The sequence below is a fragment of the Rhodovulum bhavnagarense genome, assembly GCF_004343505.1.
In the GTDB taxonomy this organism is placed as follows: Bacteria; Pseudomonadota; Alphaproteobacteria; order Rhodobacterales; family Rhodobacteraceae; genus Rhodovulum; species Rhodovulum bhavnagarense.
In genome coordinates, this window is sequence record NZ_SLXU01000001.1 from 332,958 (window position 1) to 352,590 (window position 19,633).

The following is a 19,633-nucleotide window of genomic DNA, read 5'->3' on the forward strand; positions in this document are numbered from 1 at the left end:
TGATTGTCGAAATCGCAGGGCAAATGGATCTATTTTACGGAGACATGCATGCCAGACGACCGCCTATCCCTTGACCGGCACGACCGTGCGATTCTGCAGGTTCTGGGCAGCGAGGGCCGCCTATCCGTTGCCGAACTGGCCCGCCGGATCGGGTTGTCCAAGACCCCCACACAGGCCCGTCTGCGGCGGCTGGAGGCGGAGGGGATCATCACCGGCTACCGGGCGATGGTGAACCCGATCCGGCTGGGCCTGGCCCATGTCGCCTTTGTCGAGCTACGCCTGAACGACACCCGCGAGGCGGCGTTGAAGGCGTTCAACGACGCGGTGCGGGCGATCCCCGAGATCGAGGAATGCCACATGATCGCCGGGGGATTCGATTACCTGCTGAAGGTGCGCACCGCTGACATGGCCGCCTATCGCGAGGTGATGGCCGAACGGATCTCGGCGCTGCCCCATGTTGCCAATTCGTCGACCTATGTCGTGATGGAGGCGGTCAGGGACAGCGCCTTTGCGCCGACGATATAGGCGCGCGTGGCGTGGTCGTGCTATGCTCGGGCAATTCAGGAAGGGAGTTTCCCGATGCGCCTCGCCGTCGCCTTTTTCCTTTTCCTACTGCCGACGTTATCGGTTGCGGCCGCAGAAATGCGCGTGATCTCGGGCAGCCTGATCTACCGCGAACGCATCGCGCTGGCGCCCGAAACCGAGTTGATGGTCGAGTTGCGCGATGAGGCCGGAACGGTGCTGGCAACCCTGCGCAGGCCCGGCGGCGGGGCGCAGGTGCCGCTGCCCTTTGTCATAGAGGGACCGGATGATGTCGCGCTGGTGTTGCGGGCCGCGTTGCGGTCGGAGGGCGCGATCCGCTGGTTGAGCCCGCCCGTGGCGATCGATGCGGGGCCTGACCCGGTCGATCTGGGCGAGGTCGTGATGCGCCCGCACCGCCCGATGGGGTTTGCCACGATGTTGAGTTGCGGCGAACTGACGGCCGAACTCGGCTTCGTCGGCGCGGGGGCGCGACTCAGGGTCGGGGGCAGTTATTGGGATCTAGTGCCCGATCGCACCGCTTCGGGGTCGAAATTCACCGCCCTCACCGATCCTGGCACATGGATCTGGACCCATGGCGATGCGGCCACGCTCAGCCTGAATGGCGCCGCGCTGCCCGAATGCCGCGAAATGTTGCCAGAGTCGCGCTATGTCGCGCGCGGTAACGAACCGGGGTGGTCCGTTCAAATCGGCAACGGGCAGATGCACTATGTCGGCGATTACGGTGCGACCGTGATCACCACCCCCTTGCCCGAGCCGAGGATCGAGGCCGGCGCGCGTGTTTACGACCCAACGGATGTGGACATCGTGCTGAGGCTTGAGGCGGCACTGTGCCATGACGACATGACGGGAATGCCCTATCCCGACCGCGCCGAGATCACGACTGGCGGCAGGCTGTTGCGCGGCTGTGGCGGCGATCCGCTGGAGTTGTTGATCGCCCACCCGTGGCGCGTCGAGGATATTGCCGGGGGCGGGGTGATCGATTCAAGCATGCTCAGCCTGCGGTTTTCCCGTGCAGGGCGACTGGCGGGAACGGGCGGGTGCAACCGCTATTCTGGTTCGTTCAGCCTGGGGGGCGAGGGGCTGTCGATCGGCCCAGTGGCGGCCACGATGATGGCATGCCCGGAGGCATTGATGCGGCAGGAACGCCGATTTTTCGATGCGCTGGACGAGGTCATGGGCTTTGATATCGCCCCCAACGGCGCGCTGCTGCTGATGGCGGGGGAGATTCCGGTCATTACGGCGCGGCGCTGACGCTTTTCATTGGCGCGCGGCGGCGCTATGGTCCGCGCCGCGCCCGCGTGGTGGAATGGTAGACACAGGGGACTTAAAATCCCTAGGCTTCGGCCGTGCCGGTTCAAGTCCGGCCGCGGGTACCAGCGCGTCAGGTGCCGTAGGCGCGGGGTTCGTCTTTTACGGCTTGGGCCGCCTCGATCAGAACACCGGCTATGAAATCAAGGTCGGGTCGGGTCAGGCGGGCGGGCAGGCGGGTGTCGCAGGCCCGCATCAGCATCTGGCGGGTCTTGGGCAGGTCGGGCATTGGGCCGGGGATGAACTGCCAGTTCCAGAATGCGCGGGCATTATCCTGGGATAGGCCAAAGACCTGAACTGCCACGCCGCGTGCCGCGGCCTCTTGCTGAAAGGCGATTGCCTCGTCGTCGGTGTCAAAATCCACGAGGTTGAACTGGATCGAATCCGGCGCGCGGGTTTCAGGCCCAAGCGCGTGCGGAACGTCCAGCCAAGGCGAACAGTTGAGTTGTCCTGCAACGTAATCATGATTTGCGCGACCGTCGGTCACGCGCCGCTCTATTTCGGCCAGTTGCGGGCGGATCACCGCGGCCGAGAGGTTTTGTAGGCGCAGATTGTAAAGCGGCAGCTTGTTCTGCCAGCGAGCAAAGCTGTTTTGCAGGCCGTGATGCTTTTTCCAGTTATGTTCATAGGCGCCCGACATGATGATCGCGCGGGCGGCAAGGTCTGCATCGTCGGTGATCAGGATGCCGCCTTCGCCCGCGTTCAACAGTTTGTAGGACTGGAACGAGAAACAGCCGATCTTGCCGATCGTGCCGATCTTTTGCCCGTGCCACAGCGTGCCCAGGGAATGGGCCGCGTCCTCGATCACGGGGATATCGCGTGCTGCACACAGCGCCATGATCGCATCCATGTCCGACGTGTGACCGCGCATGTGGCTGACGATGACCGCGGCGATGTCGTCATTCAGTTTGGCGGCGAAATCGCCCATATCCAGCCGATAGTTTTTGCCCACTTCGGCTAGCACCGGCTGGCAATCGGCATGGATGATTGCAGAGGGCACGGCGGCAAAGGTAAAAGCCGGGATCAGAACCCGCGCGCCCGGCGGCAGGTCCAGAGCCTTGAGCGAGAGAAACAGCGCGGCCGAACATGAAGACACGGCCACCGCGTATTTCGATCCCATGAAATCGGCGAATTCCCTTTCCAACAGGCTGACGGGCGCATCCTTGGGGGCAGTGTAGCGGAACAGGTCGCCCGATTGCAGCAATCGCTCTATCTCGGTGCGGGCCGCTTCTGGGATGGGTTCGGCGTCATAGACATTGGGGGCAAGCGCCATGGCCTTTGCCTTTCCTGAAACTGACTTTCAGCAAACCTGTAGCCGATTTGGCAGACCCGGCCAAACCTTTTCCGGGCGTGCCCGTCACAGGCCCAGCCGGTCGCGTAGTGCGAACCAGCTCATCGCCAGCACCAGAAGCGGTTGGCGCAGCGCGCTGCCGCCGGGAAAGCGGGGGCAGGGCAGGTTCGTCATGGTCTCGAAATCGGCTGCCGAGCCACGGCTTGCCTCGGCCAGCAGTCGCCCGGCCAGGGTCGCCAGCGCAACGCCGTGCCCGGAATAGCCGGAGGCCGACAAAAGCCCCGGTGCGGGGGCGGCCAGATGCGGCAGGCGGGTGCGGGTGATGGCCAGTGTTCCACCCCAGGCATGTGTCAGCTCGACATCTGCCAGTTGCGGAAAGACCTGTGCCAGGGGCTTGCGCACCACCGCCCGGATATCTCGCGGAAAACGGTAGCCGTAACTCTCGCCCCCGCCAAACAACAGCCGGCCGTCGGGCGTGGGACGGAAATAGTTGATCACGAACTTGCTGTCGGCGACCGCGACCTCGCGGGCCAGCACGGTGCCTTTGCCGGTGCCGGCATCCAGCGGCGCGGTTGCCACGACGAAATTGTTGATCGGCATGACATGGGCCGCGACCTGCGGCACGAGGTTGCCGAGATATCCATTGGCCGCCACGATCACCTTGTCGGCGGTGATCCTGGCCTTATCGGTCAGAACAACCGGGCGCGCGCCCGGTTCGATCGCTGTCACGACCGAGTTTTCGTGCAGATGGGCGCCCGCCGCCGCCGCCGCCCGCGCCAGCCCCAGCGCAAAGGCCAGCGGGTTGAGGTGCCCCGCCCCCCAGTCCACCACGCCACCCTTGTAGACGGGCGAGCCGATCAAAGCCGCGATCTCGTTGCATCCCAGCGGTTCGATCAGGTCGTATTCATAATCGCGCAATAGCTTTTCGGCATAGGCATGGGCATGCGAGACACCCGATGCTGTCCACTCGGCCTCGACGATACCGGGCCGGTAGTCGCAGGCGATGGCGTGATCGGCGATCAGGCGCGCCACCAGCGCCTTGGCGTCTTCGGCCAGGTGCCAGAGCCGTGCGGCATGTGCATCGCCCAGCCTTTGCTCGAGTTCGTCCTGGTGCAACCTTTGGCCGGTGCCAACTTGCCCGCCGTTGCGTCCCGAGGCGCCAAAACCCATCCGATGCGCCTCGACTAGGACGACGTCGGCACCGGCTTGGGCCAGGTGCAGAGCGGCTGAGAGCCCGGTATAGCCGCCCCCCACGACGCAGATATCGGCGCGGATCTCGCCGCGCGCGGGTGCGAATGGTGGCAGGGGCGGCGTGACCGCGGCATACCAGCTTGCGGGATAGGCGCCGGGCCGATCGTTGGAAAACAGAAGGTTCATACGTTCAACAACAGGTGCTCACGTTCCCAAGGACTGATGACTTGAAGAAATTCTTTGTACTCCAGTGCCTTGACGGCGGCATAGACGGTGCAGAACTCCCCGCCCAGGATGTCGCGCATTGCAGGGGACGCGGTGAAGATGTCCAGTGCCTCGGCCACGTTACGGGGAATGTCCTCGTCGCTGGCATAGGCGTCGCCCTTGAACTCGTCGCGGGGATACCGCCCTTCGTTGAGTCCCAGCAGGCCACAGGCCAGCGAGGCCGCGATACCAAGGTAGGGATTGCAATCCATGCCCGCCAGCCGGTTCTCGATACGCCGGGCCTCTGGCCCAGAGACCGGCACGCGCAGGCCGGTCGTGCGGTTGTCCCGGCCCCATTCAAGATTGATCGGCGCGGCGAAATCGGGAACGTAGCGGCGATAGCTGTTCACATATGGCGCCAGCAGGGCGATGACCGAGGGCATATGTGTCTGAAGCCCGGCAATGAAATGCAGGAAGGCATGGCTTTCGGTGCCATCGGGTTCTGAAAAGATATTGCGGCCCGTCTCGGTATCGACAACGGAATGGTGGATGTGCATGGCCGAACCGGGCTCTTCCTCGATCGGCTTGGCCATGAAGGTGGCATAGCAGTCGTGGCGCAGCGCGGCCTCGCGGATCAGTCGCTTGAAGAAAAAGATTTCGTCGGCCAGCTTGACCGGGTCGCCATGGCGCAGGTTCAACTCGATCTGGCCCGCGCCGCCCTCTTGCAGGATGCCGTCGATTTCCAGCCCCTGCGCCTCGGCGAAATCGTAGATGTCGTCGATGACGGGGCCGTATTCGTCGACCGCGCTCATCGAATAGGCCTGTCGAGCGGCGGCCTTGCGGCCTGACCGGCCCATGGGCGGCTCTACCGGCTCGGCGGGGTTGGTATTGCGCGCGACGAGAAAGAACTCCATCTCGGGGGCGACGATGGGGGTCCAGCCGCGTGCATTATAGAGATCCACCACCCGTTTCAGAACGTTGCGGGGGGCGATCGGCACCGGGTTGCCCGACTGGTCGGTGATATCGTGGATCACCTGAAGCGTGAGGTCAGCGGTCCAGGGTGCGGCCGTGGCGGTGGTGAAATCCGGGGTCAGGATCATGTCAGGCTCGGTAAAGGCCTGACCCTCGATATCGGTCCAGTCGCCGGTGATGGTTTGCAGGAAAATCGAGTTGGGCAGGTAGAAATGCGTCTGCTTGGCGAATTTCGCCGCGGGCATGGCCTTGCCGCGGGCCACGCCTGCGAGGTCGGCAACGATGCATTCCACCTCGTCCAGGCGGCGCCCTGCAAGATAGTCGCGCGCGGCCTCGGGCAATTGATCGGTCAAGTCGGCCATCTCTAACGCCTTTCCTTGAAGAAGCGGGCGATGCGTGCGGCCATGTCGGGCCCATCGGTCGGCCTGTCGAGGCGTGCGGTGGCATCGACGAGGATCGGATCGGGAACGATACCGCTGCCGCGGTGCGCGATCATGTCCGCGATAATACCGCGATCGAATTCGGGATGGGGTTGCAGTGTGAGAATCCGGTCGTTGTAGATCAGCGCGGCATGGGCGCAAAACGGGCTGCAGCCGACTGTTTGCGCCGTCTCGGGCGGGATAAGCACCTGGTCCTGGTGCCAGGCGTTCAGCGTGATGGGCCTTCCCTCGATCGTGTAGGCGGTCGAGCCCACCGACCAGCCGCCCGCGAATTTCTCGACGCGGCCCCCCAGGGCCTGGGCCACAATCTGGTGGCCGAAACAGATGCCGACCAGCGGAATACCCGCATCATAGGCGGCACGGATAAATTCCTCGAGCGGGGGAATGAAAGGATGATCTTCGTAGACCCCGTGGCGCGAGCCGCTGATCAGCCAGCCCTCGGCGTCATGGACGCTTTCGGGGAATTGCATCCCCTCCACGTCCCAGGCGCGAAAGCTCAGCCCGTGTGGTTCTAAAATTCGCGTGAACATATCGCGATAATCGCCATGTTCCGCACGTATGATCTCGGCCGCATGGCCGGCTTCGAGGAGTCCGATTTGCATGGGGTCCTGCCTTGTCCTGTTCACCGTAATCAGGGCCGCGCGAACGGGCAAGCCCTCGCAGCGGCTCAGCGGATGATCTGCGGTCGAATGCGCAGGCGCGGACGTGACGCCGGGGCGAGATGGCGGTTCAGGCGGCGGTTGACCAGGCCGAAAACCGCGATGATGCACAAGGTCAGCGCGATGAAATACCCCGCCACGATGGGATAGGGGATGAAGGGATTGAAGGTCTTGTCGGCAAAGTAGCTGGCATAATAAAGCGCGTCGCCCCGCTGTTGCCAGGCCGGGAAGCCCGAGAAATAGACCAGCGTCGTGGCGTGGAACAGAAAGATCGCCTCGTTGGTATAGGCGGGCCAGGCCAGCCGCAGCATGGTTGGCCAGACCACGCGGCGGAACTTTGCCCAGCCGGTCATGCCATAGGCTTCTGCCGCCTCTAGGTCGCCCTTGGGAACCGAGCGCAGCGCGCCGTGGAATATCTCGGCCGAATAGGCTGCGGTATTGAGAAACAGCACGATCAAGGCGCCCGCCCAGGCCCGCGTCAGCCAACGTGTCTGGGCGGTGATTTCGGTGACGAGCAGGTTCAACTCGATGCCCATCTTGGGCAACAGGACGAAGGTTTCGTAGGCAAGGAAGAACTGAATGAAGAGCGGCGAGCCGCGAAAGACGAAGATGAACCACTCGGCCGGTTTGCGGAGCGCCCATGCGCCGCTATTCTTGGCCAACGCCAAGCCCGTGGCCAGGAAGAACCCGGAGACAAGCGCCAGCGCGCCGAAATAGATGTTCCAGATCATGCCAGAGCCGATCAGCGTGATCTGTTCGCACAACGTGATGTTGGCCCTCGGCAACAGACGCTCGCCAATACCCAGCGCACGAAGGCCATAATCCTGGATGGTCTGGGCGCAACTCATGCGCCGTCCTTTCGCAGGGCTTCGCCCGCCATGGTCGCCTGTCCGCGCGACAGGCGCATCGCCACCCGGTCAAGAACGATCTCTGAAACCTTGGTCAGGCCGAGGTAAAAGACCAGAAGCCCCAGGAAATAATAGATCCGCCAATCGGGATGCGGATAGGCATAGATCGAGGTCTTCGACCCACCCAATTCGCGCGCCCAGTAGACGATATCCTCGACGCCGAGCAGGAACAAAAGCGGCGTGGCCTTGATCAGGATCATCCACAGATTGCCAAGCCCTGGTAGCGCGTAGATCCACATTTGTGGCACGAGGATTCGCCGGAAGGTCTGCCTTTCGCTCATCCCGTAGGCCTCGGCGGTTTCCATCTGCGCGCGCGGCACCGCCCTCATGGCCCCGAACAGAACGTTTGCGGCAAAGGCGCCAAAGACGATGGCAAAGGCCAGAACCGCGAGAAGGAATCCATAGGTTTCATGAACCCATTGCGGGCTGCTGGATAGCGGCAGCTTGGCCTCGGCGCAGACCACGAAATCGGTGCCCTGCCGGACCGGTTCGTTCCAGTCGGGACATTTCGCCTTGTGGCGCAGCCATTCGAATGCCTGGTCCAGCGCGATCGGCACGAACAGGAAAAAGATGATGTCGGGAATCCCGCGCACCATCGCGCTATAGGTCCGTCCAACCAGCCGCACCGGCCACATGCGTGCCCGCGCCGCCATTGCCCCGCCAAAGCCGAACAGCAATGCGGCGGGCGCGGTGATCGCCAGCAAGGCCAACACCGTGCCGAAAGAGGCATAAAACGCCATGTGCTTGCCGGTCGTGAGGTAACAGGCCAGCCAGGCGGCGCCTTCCAGCGCGGAGGGATCAGAGCAAGAGGGAAACATCTGCGTGCAAGGCGGCGCGCGACCAGACCGGTCGCGCGCCGCCGTCCGAGACTCAGAACTTGGGCTGCATGCCGTCGAACCACTTGGCGATCAGCCCGTTCAGGGTGCCGTCTTCCTTGACGGTCTGGATCGCTGCATCGAAACGGGCCTTCAACGCGCCATCGGATTCACGCACGCCGATACCGATGCCATCGCCCAGCATGACGTCATCGCCGATGATGACCAGTTCGCCACCGGATTCGGTCACGATGGGCTCCAGGAAACCCTTGTCGGCCAAGGCCGCGTCAGCCTCGCCGTTGCGTATCGCGGCGATGGTTTCGTCAGGGGTCGGAAATTCAACAAGCGTCGCACCCGTCGAGGCCACGTGGCTGGCCTGGATCGTGCCGGTCTGGGCGGCCACCACGACACTGTTGACGTCGATATCGGCGGACATGCCGACATAGATCGACGGGTCCGGCGGGAAATAAGCCTGGGTAAAGTCGATGACCTCGTCACGTTCGGCGGTGATGCTCATGCCGGCGATGATCGTGTCGTAATTGCCCGAAACGAGGTTGGGGATGATCGAGTCCCACTCGTTGGTGACCCACTGGCAGTCGAGCTGGGCAATTTCGCACAGCTTGTCGCCGAGCTCGCGCTCGAAGCCGTCGACCTGGCCGTTGTCATTGATGAAATTGAACGGAGGATAGGCCCCTTCGGTGCCCATTCGGACCACGTCCTGGGCCAGGCCCATTCCGGCCGAAAGTGCAAGCGCGGCGGTGCCAAGGATCAGTTTCTTCATCGTCTACTCCCATGTTGCCATGCCGGGCATCCCCGGCGGGTATGATTGCGCATGCTCTCACGCCACGAGGGTGGCGCTGAGGAATTGTCTCAGTCGTTCCGAACGAGGCGTGCCGAAGATGGCTTCGGGCGGACCCTGTTCCTCTATCAGCCCCTGATGCAGAAAGACCACGTGATCGGATACATCCGCGGCCAGCCGCATGTCGTGTGTGACCAGGATCATTGTCCGGTGTTCGGCAGCCAGGTCCTTGATCACGCGCACGACCTCTTGTTGCAGTTCGGGGTCCAGCGCCGAGGTGGGTTCGTCGAACAGCAATGCGCGCGGCTGCATCGCTAGCGCGCGCGCGATGGCCGCGCGTTGCTGCTGGCCTCCCGAAAGCTGTGCTGGAAAGGCATCGCACTTGTCGCCGATACCCACCTTTTCAAGCAGGTCGCGGGCGCGGGTCTCGACCTCGGCGCGATCTTCGCCCAGCACGGTCACCGGGGCCTCCATCACGTTTTGCAGGATGGACATGTGGGCCCACAGGTTGAACTGTTGAAACACCATCGACAGGTTGGTGCGGATGCGTAGCACCTGATTGCGGTCGGCGGGTCGGCGGGCGGCGCCCGTGCCTTTCCATTTCACCGGCTCGCCTTCGAACAGGATATCGCCTTGCTGGCTGTCCTCCAACAGGTTGGCACAGCGCAAGAGTGTGGACTTGCCTGAACCGGACGAACCGATCAACGAGACCACGTTGCCTTTGTGCGCGGTGATGCTGACACCGCGCAGCACCTCAAGCGCGCCATAGCTCTTGTGGAGATCGCGTATTTCCAGGACGGGGGCGGGTCGTGTCGTCACGCGGGGCCGTTTTCTTTGTCTTGCGGTCCCGCAGTAGGACGCAAAGCGGGAGGGAATGCAACGGTGAACTGGCTCTGGCGCGGGCGAATGCCCGGGATTTGGGCGCTGTGCCTGCCGGTGGCGAGGCTTTGGTCGGGCTCTGAACCAGTGGTCTGTCGGCGGATCAACGGTCGTGTCCCGAGGCTGGACCGATCGTGGCGAGGAAATGGTCGACATCCTCTTCGGTGGTGCACCAGGAACAGACCAGCCGCGCCGATACGGTTTCGTGCCCGAGGCCGTCCAGGGTCTGGTCCATGGGCCAGAGGTAATATTGCGCACCCGCAGCCTGCGCCTGCCTGTGACCTGCGCGCGGCCATGCGGCAAAAACGGCGTTGGCCTGCGTGGGATGCAAAAGCGTGCTGCCGGGCAGGGCAGTGATCCCGCGCGACAGCCGGGATGCGGCTGCATTCGCCCGCTCTGCCAGTTTCAGCCAGAGCCCATCCCTGAGATAGGCGCCCATCTGGGCCGACAGGTAGCGGTGTTTGGAAAAAAGATGCCCGCCACGTTTGCGGCGCAATTCGAACTCCCAGGCCCGGGCGGGGTCGAACAGCACGACCGCCTCGACCCCCATCAGCCCGTTCTTGGTGCCACCAAGGCAAAGCACGTCGACGCCGGCCTTCCATGTCATCTCGGCCGGGCTGCACCCGGCTGCAACCAGCGCGTTGGCAAAACGTGCTCCGTCCATGTGAACGGGCAGGTCATGGGCGCGCGCGATCCCGGCCAGGGCGGCGACCTCGTCGGGGGTATAAACGGTGCCTGCCTCGGTGGCGTTGGTGATCGAGATCGCACCGGCCTGCACGTTGTGAACTCCCGCCCGCGCAGTAAAGCCGATGGCACGCTCCAGCGCGGCGGGGTCCATCTTTGCATGGGGCCCCTCGACCAGGGTCAATTTGGCGCCGCCAGTATAGAATTCGGGTGCGCCGCATTCATCCTCCTCTACATGGGCATTGGGGTGGCAGTAGACGGTCGCCCAGGGGGGACAGAGACAGGCCAGTGCCAGTGCGTTGGCCGCCGTGCCCGTAGCCACGAGATAGACCTGCGCCTCGGGGGCCTCGAACATATTGCGGATATCGTCGCGCAGATCCGTCATCGCGGCTTCGGCGCCATAGGGCATGGCATAGCCGTGATTGGCCTCGATCAGAGCTTCCAGGACTTGGGGCGGCACGGGCGAGGTGTTGTCCGAGGCGAACTGCATTGGCCTAAAGCTCCTCTTGGATTATGTAATCTTCCCAATCCTCTATGGGCACTTCGAATTCGGGCAAGGTCCAGCCCCTGACCGACATGCCGGCCGCGTGAACGCTTTCGGCGTCGCCCGTGATCAGCGGGTGCCAGTCTGGCAGCGGCTTGCCCTCCCAAAGCAGGCGATAGGCACAGGTGGCCGGCATCCAGTAGGCGACATCGGCGATCGTGCCGGGGGTCAGAACCACGCATTCGGGCACGATGGCCTTGCGGCAATGGTAATTGCCGCAGCGGCAGGTTTCACCGTCCAGAAGGCGGCAGGCAATGCGCGTGAACACGACCTCGGCGGTATCCTCGTCTTCCAGCTTGTTGAGGCAACATTTGCCGCAGCCGTCACACAACGCTTCCCATTCGCGGTCGCTGAGACGGTCGAGCGGAAAGCGCATCCAGAACCGGGGGCGCAGATCGGTGCGGTCGACAGGGTGGGACATGGCCATCAATCCAGGTCGGTCAGGGCCGAAAGGGAAGGGCGGGTACGCCGGCAAGGATATCACGGGCGCGGCCGCAGTCGCGCGCCATCTGGTCGACCAGCGCGTTCAGGCTGTCGAATCGCATTTCGTCGCGCAGGAATTCCACCAGCGCGACCGAAAGGTGCGTGCCGTAAAGATCGCCTGCGAAATCGAGCAGGAAGGTTTCGCAATTGGGCACGTTCTCGCCGAACATCGGCCGCACACCGATCGAGGCCGCGCCGTCATAGGTGCCCTCATGCCGCCCCGAAAGCACGTCGACCCGGACCGCATAGACGCCAAAGCGGGGCCGGTGCAGCCCGTGAATCGACATGTTCGCCGTCGGATAGCCCAAGGCACGGCCACGCGCATCGCCATGCAGCACCGCGCCCTCGATCCGGTGCCAGTGGCCCAGCATCCTGGCCGCGTCGTGCGGGCGGCCATCGGTCAGCGCCTCGCGGATCGCGGTCGACGAGACCTCACCGATCTCGTTTGACATGATCTCGACCACGCTGACGCCGAATCCCATTGCATCGCCCAGGCGTTTCAAGGCATCTACATTGCCCTCGCGCGCCTTGCCAAAGCAGAAATCGGCCCCCACGACCACATGGGACAGACCCAGGCCCCGGGCGATGATCTGGTGCGCGAAAGCCTCGGGCGTCAGTGCGGCCAGCGTGGCGTCAAAGGGCAGCTGGTAGAGATGGTCCACCCCAAGCTTGGCCAGCCGGTTGGCGCGGGCCTCGGCGTTCATCAGGCGAAAGGGGGCGGCCTCGGGGGTAAAGAATTCGCGCGGGTGCGGCTCGAAGGTCAGCACCCCGAGATGCGCGCTGCGCCGACGCGCCTCTGCGCGGGCGACATCGATCACGGCGCGGTGGCCCAGGTGGACGCCGTCGAAATTACCGATCGCCGCGACCGCGCCGCGCGCGCCCTCGGCCGGGCCTGTCCATGTGGTGAACGTCTGCATCGGTCCCCGATTGCACCGGGGACCCGGTGCCGTCAATCGAATTTCTTGGTGGGCGCAAGCACTACGGCCTCACCCTTGAGAACCGGCTTATCCTTTACGAGGCAACGGCAATCAAGGGTTACCCGTCGTTTGGAATAGTCGATATTCGTGACCTCGACCTCGGCGGTGACGATGTCGCCGGGACGCACGGGGGCCAGGAACTTCAGCGTCTGGCCCATGTAGATCGTGCCATGACCCGGAAGCTGTTCGCCGATCACGGCGGAAATCAGGCCCGCGGTTAGCATGCCATGGGCGATGCGGCCCTCGAAAATCGTGTCCATCGCATAGTCGTCGTCGAGATGAACGGGGTTGCGGTCCGTGGATACCTCGGCGAACAACTCGATATCACGATCCGTCACCTCCTTGCGCAGGTGCCGGCACATGCCGATCTCGATATCTTCGATGCAAATGGTCCCGCGTGGCATGTTGTCGAGCATTCCCAAGACCCCGATCCCCAAAAGCGATGTTGCAGCGCAGCATAGCGAAACCGGCGGCTGGACGCAATCGCAGAACGCAACATATCTTCGCCGGGCGGTCGAGCGTCGCAACTTTGTTGCGCGGCGGTCTCGCGCGGCGATCCCGCGAATCTAACGCAGGTAACCGATGGTAAAGGCCGGGCTTGTCATCTCGGACCTCAGGAACGCCGCCAGGGCCTGAGGATCGGGTTGGCGGTCGGTTCTCGTCTCGGCCGCGGCCAGGCCGCCAGTTATGAACAGCGCATCCAGGTCTTCGCCCATTGCCCCAGCGATATCGGTCTTTATGCCGTCGCCGACGCACAGAATCGACTGGTCAGGGACTTCGGCGATCTGCGCCAGCCGGCGGCGGGCAAGATCGTAGATCGGCGGGTGGGGTTTGCCGAAATAGAGGCTTTCGCCGCCCATCTCGGTATAAAGCTGCGCCACCGCGCCTGCGCACCATTCGCGCGTCTCGCCGCGATCCACCACGATATCGGGATTGGCGCACAAGAGTTTCAGCCCCTTTTGCTTGGCATACAGCAATTGCGGTCGCAGCTTGGCCGGGTCGGCATGGGCGTCGAAAGGGCCGGTACAGACGATGCCCTCAGCCTGTTCCAGCGGAACCCGCCGGATATCGACGGGGGTCTCGACGATGCGGATCGGATCAAAAAATGACACATCTTCATCCGTTCCCATGAAATAGACCTGTTCGCCGACCGCGCCGGAAAACATCGCTGCGCGGGCACTGTCGCCAGAGGTCGCAATCGTATCCCAGGCGTCACGGGCCACACCTATGTGGGCAAGTTGTCCCTCGACCGCCTTGCGGTGACGCGGCGCATTGGTCACCAGAACAACGATGCCGCCCGAGGCGCGATAGCGTTGTAGCGCGGCCACCGCCTCGGCAAAGGGGGCGTGACCGTCATGCACGCAACCCCACAGATCCACGAATAGCGCCTTGTAGCGCGCGGAAATCTCGTCGAGGCTTTCGATGATCTGGGTCATGGGGCAAATCCGTGGGTGCGACATCAACGGGGGCACCGCGCGGGCGCCCCCTAGCGTCATCCATGCTGGATCAGAGCGTGAGGTTCGGGATGATCTGTTTTTTCCGGCTCATGATACCGGGCAGAACCACCGTGTCGCCCGTGACCGTCGCGCCAAAGCTTTTCTCGGCGACGGTCCTGACCAGGTCGTTCGGAACCAGCAGGGTGGCCTCTTCGTTCAGGATGTCGACCACGAACAGCAAAACCTGGTCGACCCCGTCTTCGGCTGCGACGGTGGTCATGCTGTCCATCAGGCTGGCCTTGCGGTCCAGCACGACGGCCGGCGCGGTGGTCTCCAGTACGCTGACGCGGAATTTCTTGCCCCCGACCTCGTATTCCTTCGAATCCATGCGCAGCAGTTCCGCGTCCGAAAAGGCCGAGACATCGGATTTGGCCGCGAACATCTCGGCCGCGTAATCGGGGATCGCGACACCCAGATCGGCGGCCAGCTTCTCGGCCAGGGCCTTGTCGGTCTCGGTCGTGGTGGGCGAGCGGAATTCCAGTGTGTCGGACAGGATGCAGGACAGCATCGCGCCTTTGATGTTTTCGGGCATCTTGGCCGCATCGTCGCCCATCAGGTCGTGCATGATGGTGGCGGTGCAGGCCACGGGGCGCACGGTGATCTCGATCGGTGACTTGGTTTTCAGGCCGCCTTGCAGCAGGTGGTGGTCGATCACGGCAACCACGTTGGCGTCGTTGATATGCTCGGGCAGTTCGGCAACGTTGTTCGTATCGACGACGACCACGTCGTCCCCCTCGGCCACGTCGGCGATGATCTCGGGCTGGTCGAAGCCCCAGCGTTCCAGCACGAATTTCGCCTCGGTATTGGGCTCGCCCAGCAGTTTGGCCTCTGCGGCGATGCCTTTCACCTGGGAAAGGTACCATGCCCAGATCAGGGGCGAACCGGTTGAATCGGTGTCGGGGGATTTGTGGCCGAAAACCTTGATGGTCATGTGAGCGTCCGTTTGCCAGGTGGATTTGTCGGTCGCCTTATAGGTCCGGGGCGGGCGGTTGTCACGGGGCGGGTTTGCAACGTCTGGACGATGCCTGGAAGTCGTCTGCGCCGCGCATTTTTTTCGCCGGGCAGCGCTTGACAGGTTTTCGGGGCTTGCCTATCTCGGCCTCGTTAGCACTCACCGAGTGCGAGTGACAACACACTCAACACCTTGAACGAAGGAGCGTTCGAAGATGGCATTCAAACCTCTCCATGACCGGGTTCTGGTCCGCCGCGTCGAAAGCGATGAAAAGACCAAGGGCGGTCTGATCATCCCCGACAGCGCGAAAGAAAAACCGGCCGAGGGCGAAGTGATCGCTTGCGGCGAGGGCGCGCGCAAGGACTCGGGCGAACTGATCGAGATGGGCGTCAAGGAAGGCGACCGCATCCTCTTTGGCAAATGGTCGGGCACCGAGGTCACGATCGACGGCGAAGAGCTGTTGATCATGAAGGAAAGCGACATCCTCGGGATCATTTCCTGACCCCTGCCTCCCGAAATTAAACATATCTAGGAGCAAGCGAAAATGGCTGCTAAGGACGTCAAGTTCGACACCGATGCCCGCAACCGTATGCTGAAGGGTGTCAACATCCTCGCCGATGCCGTGAAGGTGACGCTGGGCCCCAAGGGCCGCAACGTTGTCATCGACAAATCCTTCGGTGCCCCCCGCATCACCAAGGACGGCGTAACCGTTGCCAAGGAAATCGAACTGGAAGACAAGTTCGAGAACATGGGCGCGCAGATGGTGAAAGAAGTCGCCTCGCGCACCAATGACGAGGCCGGCGACGGCACCACCACCGCCACTGTTCTGGCTCAGGCCATCGTCAAGGAAGGCATGAAGGCTGTTGCCGCCGGCATGAACCCGATGGATCTCAAGCGCGGTATCGTCCTGGCAACCGACAAGGTGGTTGGCGAGATCAAGTCCATGGCCCGCGAAGTCAAGGACTCTGACGAGGTCGCCCAGGTCGGCACCATCTCGGCGAACGGCGAGGCCAATATCGGCCGGTTCATCGCCGACGCGATGCAGAAAGTCGGCAATGACGGCGTGATCACCGTCGAAGAGAACAAGGGCATGGAGACCGAGGTCGAGGTCGTCGAAGGCATGCAGTTCGACCGCGGTTACCTGTCGCCCTATTTCGTGACCAATCCCGAGAAGATGGTCGCCGATCTGGAAGACTGCATGATCCTGCTGCACGAGAAGAAACTCTCGTCGCTGCAACCGATGGTTCCGCTGCTGGAATCGGTCATCCAGTCGCAGAAACCGCTCCTCATCATCGCCGAGGATGTCGAGGGCGAGGCGCTGGCGACCCTGGTGGTCAACAAGCTGCGCGGTGGCCTGAAGATCGCCGCGGTCAAGGCGCCGGGCTTTGGCGATCGTCGCAAGGCCATGCTGCAAGACATCGCGATCCTGACGGGTGGCCAGGTGATTTCCGAGGATCTCGGGATGAAGCTGGAGAACGTCACGATGGACATGCTGGGTTCGGCCAAGAAAGTGTCGATCTCCAAGGATGAGACCACCATCGTCGATGGCGCGGGCGACAAGGTCGAGATCGAGGCGCGCGTTGCCCAGATCCGTCAGCAGATCGAGGAAACCTCCTCCGATTACGACCGTGAAAAGCTTCAGGAACGTGTCGCGAAACTGGCCGGTGGCGTTGCCGTCATCCGCGTCGGTGGCATGACCGAGGTCGAAGTGAAAGAGCGCAAGGACCGTGTCGATGACGCGCTGAACGCGACCCGCGCGGCCGTTCAGGAAGGCATCGTCGTGGGCGGCGGTGTCGCCCTGGTGCAGGCCGCCAAGACCCTCGAAGGTCTGACGGGCGACAACGAGGACCAGAACGCCGGTATTGCCATGCTGCGCCGCGCCCTGGAGGCCCCGCTGCGCCAGATCGCCGAGAATGCCGGCGTCGACGGCGCGGTTGTGGCCGGCAAGGTCCGCGAAAGCGACGACAAGCATTTCGGTTTCAACGCGCAGACCGAAGAATATGGCGACATGTTCAAGTTCGGCGTGATCGACCCTGCCAAGGTGACGCGCACCGCGCTGGAAGACGCAGCCTCTGTCGCTGGCCTGCTGATCACCACCGAGGCGATGATTGCCGACAAGCCGCAGCCGAAAGAAAGTGCCGGCGGCGGTATGCCCGACATGGGCGGCATGGGCGGCATGATGTAATCTGCCTTGCGCAACATGATGACGAAAGGGGCCCTGTCGGGCCCCTTTCTTTATGTTGGGGCCCTGTCAGGGGGATCGGGCCTTCGACCACCTTCGACCACCTTCGATCACGGCGCGATGTCCGACCGTCGCGCTGCCGTCTTTGGCGGCCCCGACGAGGCGCGGCTGATCTCTCTGGGGGCAGGAACATACAATCCCCTTGGACCTGGATCTTTCGAGCGGTCCGTCGGCCTTGCGACAGCTCTGTGCGGATGCCTTTTGGCAAGGGGCAGGGTGATCCTAGCGGATCAGCGGCTCAAGGGGATCGTAGATCCCCGCGCCCCCATCCCAGGCGGCACGCGGCAGGCTGTCGGGTTTGAACCTGATCGTGTCCATGTCCTGCCGGGTGAAAAACCGGCGCTGTGTCACGACGCCGGCCGGGTCGGTCCAGCCCTTGTCAAGTCGTCCGCCTGTCAGGCGACAGTGGAAATAAATATCGACCTGGTGGAACGGGCGGCCAGGTTCGTGGAACTCGTTCACCATACAGGGGGCGCCGATCTCGATTCTCAGGCCGGTTTCCTCGTGAACCTCGCGTGCCAGGTTGTCGGGCAGGGATTGGCCCGGCTCTACCCCGCCGCCTGGCGCGCACCACAGGTCGCTGATCGTGGTCGGCATCGCATTGACCAGCAACAGCCGGTTCTCGTGCAAGATCAGCGCACGCACCGCCAGACGCGGGCAGCCCACGCTCACAAGATCAGCCCGCGGCCCGCAGCCAGCGATTGGCATGGCCCATCTTTCGGCCCGGTTTGACCTGTGACTTGCCGTAAAGATGCAGCGCTACGGCCGGATCGCGGGCCAGTTCCGGCACCCTGTCCATGTCCTCGCCGATCAGGTTTTCCATCACGATATCCGAATGACGCACCCCATCGCCAAGCGGCCAGCCCGCGATGGCGCGAACATGCTGTTCGAACTGGTCGATGATGCAGCCATCCTGTGTCCAGTGGCCGGAATTATGCACACGCGGCGCGATCTCGTTCACGACCAGCCCGCCGTCTGTCACGAAGAGTTCCACCCCCATCACGCCGACGTAATCCAGGGCGTTCAGAATGCGTCCGGCCAGGATCACGGCATCGGTGCGTTGGGCGGTTGTCAGCTGTGCAGGCACGGTGGTGGTACGCAAAATGCCATCGCGGTGGACATTCGTGCCGGGGTCGTAACAGGTAACCTCGCCCGAGAGGCCGCGCGCGGCGATGACCGAGATCTCGGCGGTGAATTCGACGAAACCCTCCAGGATCGCGGGCGCGCCGGCCATTGCGGCCAAGGCCGCCGGCGCGTCCTCTGGAGAGAGGATCCGCGCCTGCCCCTTGCCGTCATAGCCGAGACGGCGGGTTTTCAAGATGGCGGGCGTGCCGATTTCCCCAAGTGCTTCGGCCAGATCGACCGCGTCGTCCACGGCGGCAAAGGGCGCGGTTATCAGTCCCAGTTCGGACAGGAACGCCTTTTCGATCAGCCGGTCCTGGCTGACGGCAAGCGCCCGGCGGCCGGGACGGATCGGGCGGCTCGCCTCGATCGCGTCCAGCGCCGCGGTGGGGATGTTCTCGAATTCGTAGGTGACCACATCGACCGATGCCGCGAAGGCGGCCAGCGCGGCGGCATCGTCGTAGCGGGCAGTCGTGACGCTATGCGCGACATCTGCCGCAGGCGGTTCGCCGCCGGGATCGAAAACATGGCACCTGAACCCCAGCCGGGCAGCTGCAACCGACAACATCCGGCCCAGTTGTCCGCCGCCCAGGATGCCTATGGCCGCGCCGGGAACGAGCATCTCAGTCATCCTGCGGCTCCTGCGGGATCGAATCCGAAAGCGCCGCGCGCCAATGATCAAGTCGATCGGCAAGTGCTGTGTCGTTCAACGCGAGGATGCCCGCGGCCATCAACCCGGCATTTGCCGCCCCCGCCGCCCCGATCGCCATGGTCGCCACCGGGTAGCCGCGCGGCATCTGCACGATCGAATAAAGACTGTCGACGCCCGACAGGGCACGCGTTTGCACAGGTACGCCGATCACCGGAACCCGTGTCTTCGAGGCCATCATGCCCGGCAAATGCGCCGCGCCCCCCGCGCCTGCGATGATCACCTGCAAGCCGCGTGAGACCGCGGTCTTGCCGTAATCCCACAGCCGGTCGGGTGTGCGGTGGGCAGACACGATGCGGGTTTCGTAAGGCAGATCGAGCGCGTCGAGGATCACCGCGGCCTCTTTCATGGTCGGCCAGTCCGATTGGCTGCCCATGATGATGCCCACTTTCACGTCTGCCATGCCGCGCCCCCT

The 19,633-nt window shown here is 63.4% G+C and carries 21 protein-coding genes and 1 tRNA gene; 5 read left to right on the plus strand and 17 right to left on the minus strand.

The window, feature by feature from the left end; translation table 11 throughout:
* Nucleotides 1–48: 48 nt before the first annotated feature.
* From EV663_RS01695 to EV663_RS01705, 3 genes are all read left to right on the plus strand, one after another.
* On the plus strand, nt 49–525 hold the full coding sequence (locus tag EV663_RS01695; protein ID WP_132950024.1) for an Lrp/AsnC ligand binding domain-containing protein: 477 nt from the start codon (nt 49–51) through the stop codon (nt 523–525).
* Between the two features lie 54 nt (nt 526–579).
* Complete coding sequence (locus tag EV663_RS01700) at nt 580–1,794, plus strand: META domain-containing protein (protein ID WP_132950025.1); 1,215 nt, start codon at nt 580–582, stop codon at nt 1,792–1,794.
* Between the two features lie 41 nt (nt 1,795–1,835).
* A tRNA-Leu gene (locus EV663_RS01705) sits at nt 1,836–1,919 on the plus strand.
* Nucleotides 1,920–1,924: 5 nt separating this feature from the next.
* Here the strand turns inward: EV663_RS01705 and EV663_RS01710 are convergent.
* The 14 genes from EV663_RS01710 to EV663_RS01775 all read right to left on the minus strand — a co-directional run bounded on the left by EV663_RS01710 (nt 1,925) and on the right by EV663_RS01775 (nt 15,124).
* Complete coding sequence (locus EV663_RS01710; RefSeq protein ID WP_132950026.1) at nt 1,925–3,124, minus strand: DegT/DnrJ/EryC1/StrS family aminotransferase; 1,200 nt, start codon at nt 3,122–3,124, stop codon at nt 1,925–1,927.
* 84 nt (nt 3,125–3,208) lie between these two features.
* The gene (locus EV663_RS01715) at nt 3,209–4,519 is read right to left on the minus strand and encodes an NAD(P)/FAD-dependent oxidoreductase (protein WP_132950027.1); all 1,311 of its coding nucleotides are present in this window, start codon (nt 4,517–4,519) and stop codon (nt 3,209–3,211) included.
* Nucleotides 4,516–5,871, minus strand: coding sequence for a glutamine synthetase family protein (locus tag EV663_RS01720; RefSeq protein WP_132950028.1), 1,356 nt, complete (start codon nt 5,869–5,871; stop codon nt 4,516–4,518). Before EV663_RS01720 ends, EV663_RS01715 begins: the two co-directional genes overlap by 4 nt.
* Nucleotides 5,872–5,873: 2 nt before the next feature.
* Nucleotides 5,874–6,551, minus strand: a complete 678-nt coding sequence (locus tag EV663_RS01725; RefSeq protein WP_132950029.1) for a type 1 glutamine amidotransferase — start codon at nt 6,549–6,551, stop codon at nt 5,874–5,876.
* A gap of 65 nt (nt 6,552–6,616) precedes the next feature.
* Nucleotides 6,617–7,456 carry an ABC transporter permease gene (locus tag EV663_RS01730; RefSeq protein WP_132950030.1) on the minus strand — a complete coding sequence of 280 codons (840 nt, stop codon included), beginning with the start codon at nt 7,454–7,456 and terminating at the stop codon, nt 6,617–6,619.
* Entirely contained in the window at nt 7,453–8,334 is an 882-nt protein-coding gene (locus EV663_RS01735) for an ABC transporter permease (RefSeq protein ID WP_132950031.1), read from the minus strand. Before EV663_RS01735 ends, EV663_RS01730 begins: the two co-directional genes overlap by 4 nt.
* Before the next feature lie 52 nt (nt 8,335–8,386).
* A complete protein-coding gene (locus tag EV663_RS01740) occupies nt 8,387–9,112 on the minus strand; it encodes a transporter substrate-binding domain-containing protein (protein ID WP_132950032.1) in 726 nt (241 codons plus the stop codon).
* 57 nt (nt 9,113–9,169) lie between these two features.
* Nucleotides 9,170–9,949 (minus strand): ABC transporter ATP-binding protein, encoded by a 780-nt coding sequence (locus EV663_RS01745; RefSeq protein ID WP_132950033.1) that lies wholly within the window; start codon nt 9,947–9,949, stop codon nt 9,170–9,172.
* Nucleotides 9,950–10,112: 163 nt separating this feature from the next.
* On the minus strand, nt 10,113–11,183 hold the full coding sequence (locus EV663_RS01750) for a threonine aldolase family protein (protein ID WP_132950034.1): 1,071 nt from the start codon (nt 11,181–11,183) through the stop codon (nt 10,113–10,115).
* 4 nt (nt 11,184–11,187) lie between these two features.
* Nucleotides 11,188–11,658, minus strand: coding sequence for a YcgN family cysteine cluster protein (locus EV663_RS01755; protein WP_132950035.1), 471 nt, complete (start codon nt 11,656–11,658; stop codon nt 11,188–11,190).
* Between the two features lie 19 nt (nt 11,659–11,677).
* The gene (locus EV663_RS01760) at nt 11,678–12,637 is read right to left on the minus strand and encodes a bifunctional riboflavin kinase/FAD synthetase (RefSeq protein ID WP_132950036.1); all 960 of its coding nucleotides are present in this window, start codon (nt 12,635–12,637) and stop codon (nt 11,678–11,680) included.
* Between the two features lie 32 nt (nt 12,638–12,669).
* Nucleotides 12,670–13,113 (minus strand): MaoC family dehydratase, encoded by a 444-nt coding sequence (locus EV663_RS01765; RefSeq protein ID WP_132950404.1) that lies wholly within the window; start codon nt 13,111–13,113, stop codon nt 12,670–12,672.
* 150 nt (nt 13,114–13,263) lie between these two features.
* Nucleotides 13,264–14,133 carry a TIGR01459 family HAD-type hydrolase gene (locus tag EV663_RS01770; protein WP_132950037.1) on the minus strand — a complete coding sequence of 290 codons (870 nt, stop codon included), beginning with the start codon at nt 14,131–14,133 and terminating at the stop codon, nt 13,264–13,266.
* 70 nt (nt 14,134–14,203) lie between these two features.
* Nucleotides 14,204–15,124 (minus strand): manganese-dependent inorganic pyrophosphatase, encoded by a 921-nt coding sequence (locus EV663_RS01775; protein WP_132950038.1) that lies wholly within the window; start codon nt 15,122–15,124, stop codon nt 14,204–14,206.
* A gap of 235 nt (nt 15,125–15,359) precedes the next feature.
* Here EV663_RS01775 and EV663_RS01780 point away from each other — a divergent pair, with 235 nt between their 5' ends.
* Together EV663_RS01780 and groL are read left to right on the plus strand one after the other, a co-directional pair.
* Nucleotides 15,360–15,647 (plus strand): co-chaperone GroES, encoded by a 288-nt coding sequence (locus EV663_RS01780; protein WP_132950039.1) that lies wholly within the window; start codon nt 15,360–15,362, stop codon nt 15,645–15,647.
* A gap of 42 nt (nt 15,648–15,689) precedes the next feature.
* Nucleotides 15,690–17,330, plus strand: coding sequence for a chaperonin GroEL (gene groL / locus EV663_RS01785; RefSeq protein ID WP_132950040.1), 1,641 nt, complete (start codon nt 15,690–15,692; stop codon nt 17,328–17,330).
* A gap of 279 nt (nt 17,331–17,609) precedes the next feature.
* Here groL and EV663_RS01790 read toward each other — a convergent pair whose 3' ends face one another.
* From EV663_RS01790 to purE, 3 genes are read right to left on the minus strand one after another with little or no spacing between them, the layout of a single operon-like run.
* On the minus strand, nt 17,610–18,095 hold the full coding sequence (locus tag EV663_RS01790; protein ID WP_132950041.1) for an NUDIX domain-containing protein: 486 nt from the start codon (nt 18,093–18,095) through the stop codon (nt 17,610–17,612).
* On the minus strand, nt 18,064–19,140 hold the full coding sequence (locus tag EV663_RS01795; RefSeq protein WP_132950042.1) for a 5-(carboxyamino)imidazole ribonucleotide synthase: 1,077 nt from the start codon (nt 19,138–19,140) through the stop codon (nt 18,064–18,066). The genes EV663_RS01790 and EV663_RS01795 overlap by 32 nt, the downstream gene beginning before the upstream one ends.
* A complete protein-coding gene (purE, locus tag EV663_RS01800; RefSeq protein ID WP_132950043.1) occupies nt 19,133–19,621 on the minus strand; it encodes a 5-(carboxyamino)imidazole ribonucleotide mutase in 489 nt (162 codons plus the stop codon). Before purE ends, EV663_RS01795 begins: the two co-directional genes overlap by 8 nt.
* Nucleotides 19,622–19,633 lie beyond the last annotated feature (12 nt).

Bases quoted from the DNA above. Each gene is read 5' to 3' on its own strand.
- EV663_RS01695 (WP_132950024.1), top strand. From the start codon at position 49: ATGCCAGACGACCGCCTATCCCTTGACCGGCACGACCGTGCGATTCTG.
- EV663_RS01700 (WP_132950025.1), top strand. From the start codon at position 580: ATGCGCCTCGCCGTCGCCTTTTTCCTTTTCCTACTGCCGACGTTATCG.
- EV663_RS01710 (WP_132950026.1), bottom strand. From the start codon at position 3,124: ATGGCGCTTGCCCCCAATGTCTATGACGCCGAACCCATCCCAGAAGCG.
- EV663_RS01715 (WP_132950027.1), bottom strand. From the start codon at position 4,519: ATGAACCTTCTGTTTTCCAACGATCGGCCCGGCGCCTATCCCGCAAGC.
- EV663_RS01720 (WP_132950028.1), bottom strand. From the start codon at position 5,871: ATGGCCGACTTGACCGATCAATTGCCCGAGGCCGCGCGCGACTATCTT.
- EV663_RS01725 (WP_132950029.1), bottom strand. From the start codon at position 6,551: ATGCAAATCGGACTCCTCGAAGCCGGCCATGCGGCCGAGATCATACGT.
- EV663_RS01730 (WP_132950030.1), bottom strand. From the start codon at position 7,456: ATGAGTTGCGCCCAGACCATCCAGGATTATGGCCTTCGTGCGCTGGGT.
- EV663_RS01735 (WP_132950031.1), bottom strand. From the start codon at position 8,334: ATGTTTCCCTCTTGCTCTGATCCCTCCGCGCTGGAAGGCGCCGCCTGG.
- EV663_RS01740 (WP_132950032.1), bottom strand. From the start codon at position 9,112: ATGAAGAAACTGATCCTTGGCACCGCCGCGCTTGCACTTTCGGCCGGA.
- EV663_RS01750 (WP_132950034.1), bottom strand. From the start codon at position 11,183: ATGCAGTTCGCCTCGGACAACACCTCGCCCGTGCCGCCCCAAGTCCTG.
- EV663_RS01755 (WP_132950035.1), bottom strand. From the start codon at position 11,658: ATGTCCCACCCTGTCGACCGCACCGATCTGCGCCCCCGGTTCTGGATG.
- EV663_RS01760 (WP_132950036.1), bottom strand. From the start codon at position 12,637: ATGCAGACGTTCACCACATGGACAGGCCCGGCCGAGGGCGCGCGCGGC.
- EV663_RS01765 (WP_132950404.1), bottom strand. From the start codon at position 13,113: ATGCTCGACAACATGCCACGCGGGACCATTTGCATCGAAGATATCGAG.
- EV663_RS01770 (WP_132950037.1), bottom strand. From the start codon at position 14,133: ATGACCCAGATCATCGAAAGCCTCGACGAGATTTCCGCGCGCTACAAG.
- EV663_RS01775 (WP_132950038.1), bottom strand. From the start codon at position 15,124: ATGACCATCAAGGTTTTCGGCCACAAATCCCCCGACACCGATTCAACC.
- EV663_RS01780 (WP_132950039.1), top strand. From the start codon at position 15,360: ATGGCATTCAAACCTCTCCATGACCGGGTTCTGGTCCGCCGCGTCGAA.
- groL (WP_132950040.1), top strand. From the start codon at position 15,690: ATGGCTGCTAAGGACGTCAAGTTCGACACCGATGCCCGCAACCGTATG.
- EV663_RS01790 (WP_132950041.1), bottom strand. From the start codon at position 18,095: ATGCCAATCGCTGGCTGCGGGCCGCGGGCTGATCTTGTGAGCGTGGGC.
- EV663_RS01795 (WP_132950042.1), bottom strand. From the start codon at position 19,140: ATGACTGAGATGCTCGTTCCCGGCGCGGCCATAGGCATCCTGGGCGGC.
- purE (WP_132950043.1), bottom strand. From the start codon at position 19,621: ATGGCAGACGTGAAAGTGGGCATCATCATGGGCAGCCAATCGGACTGG.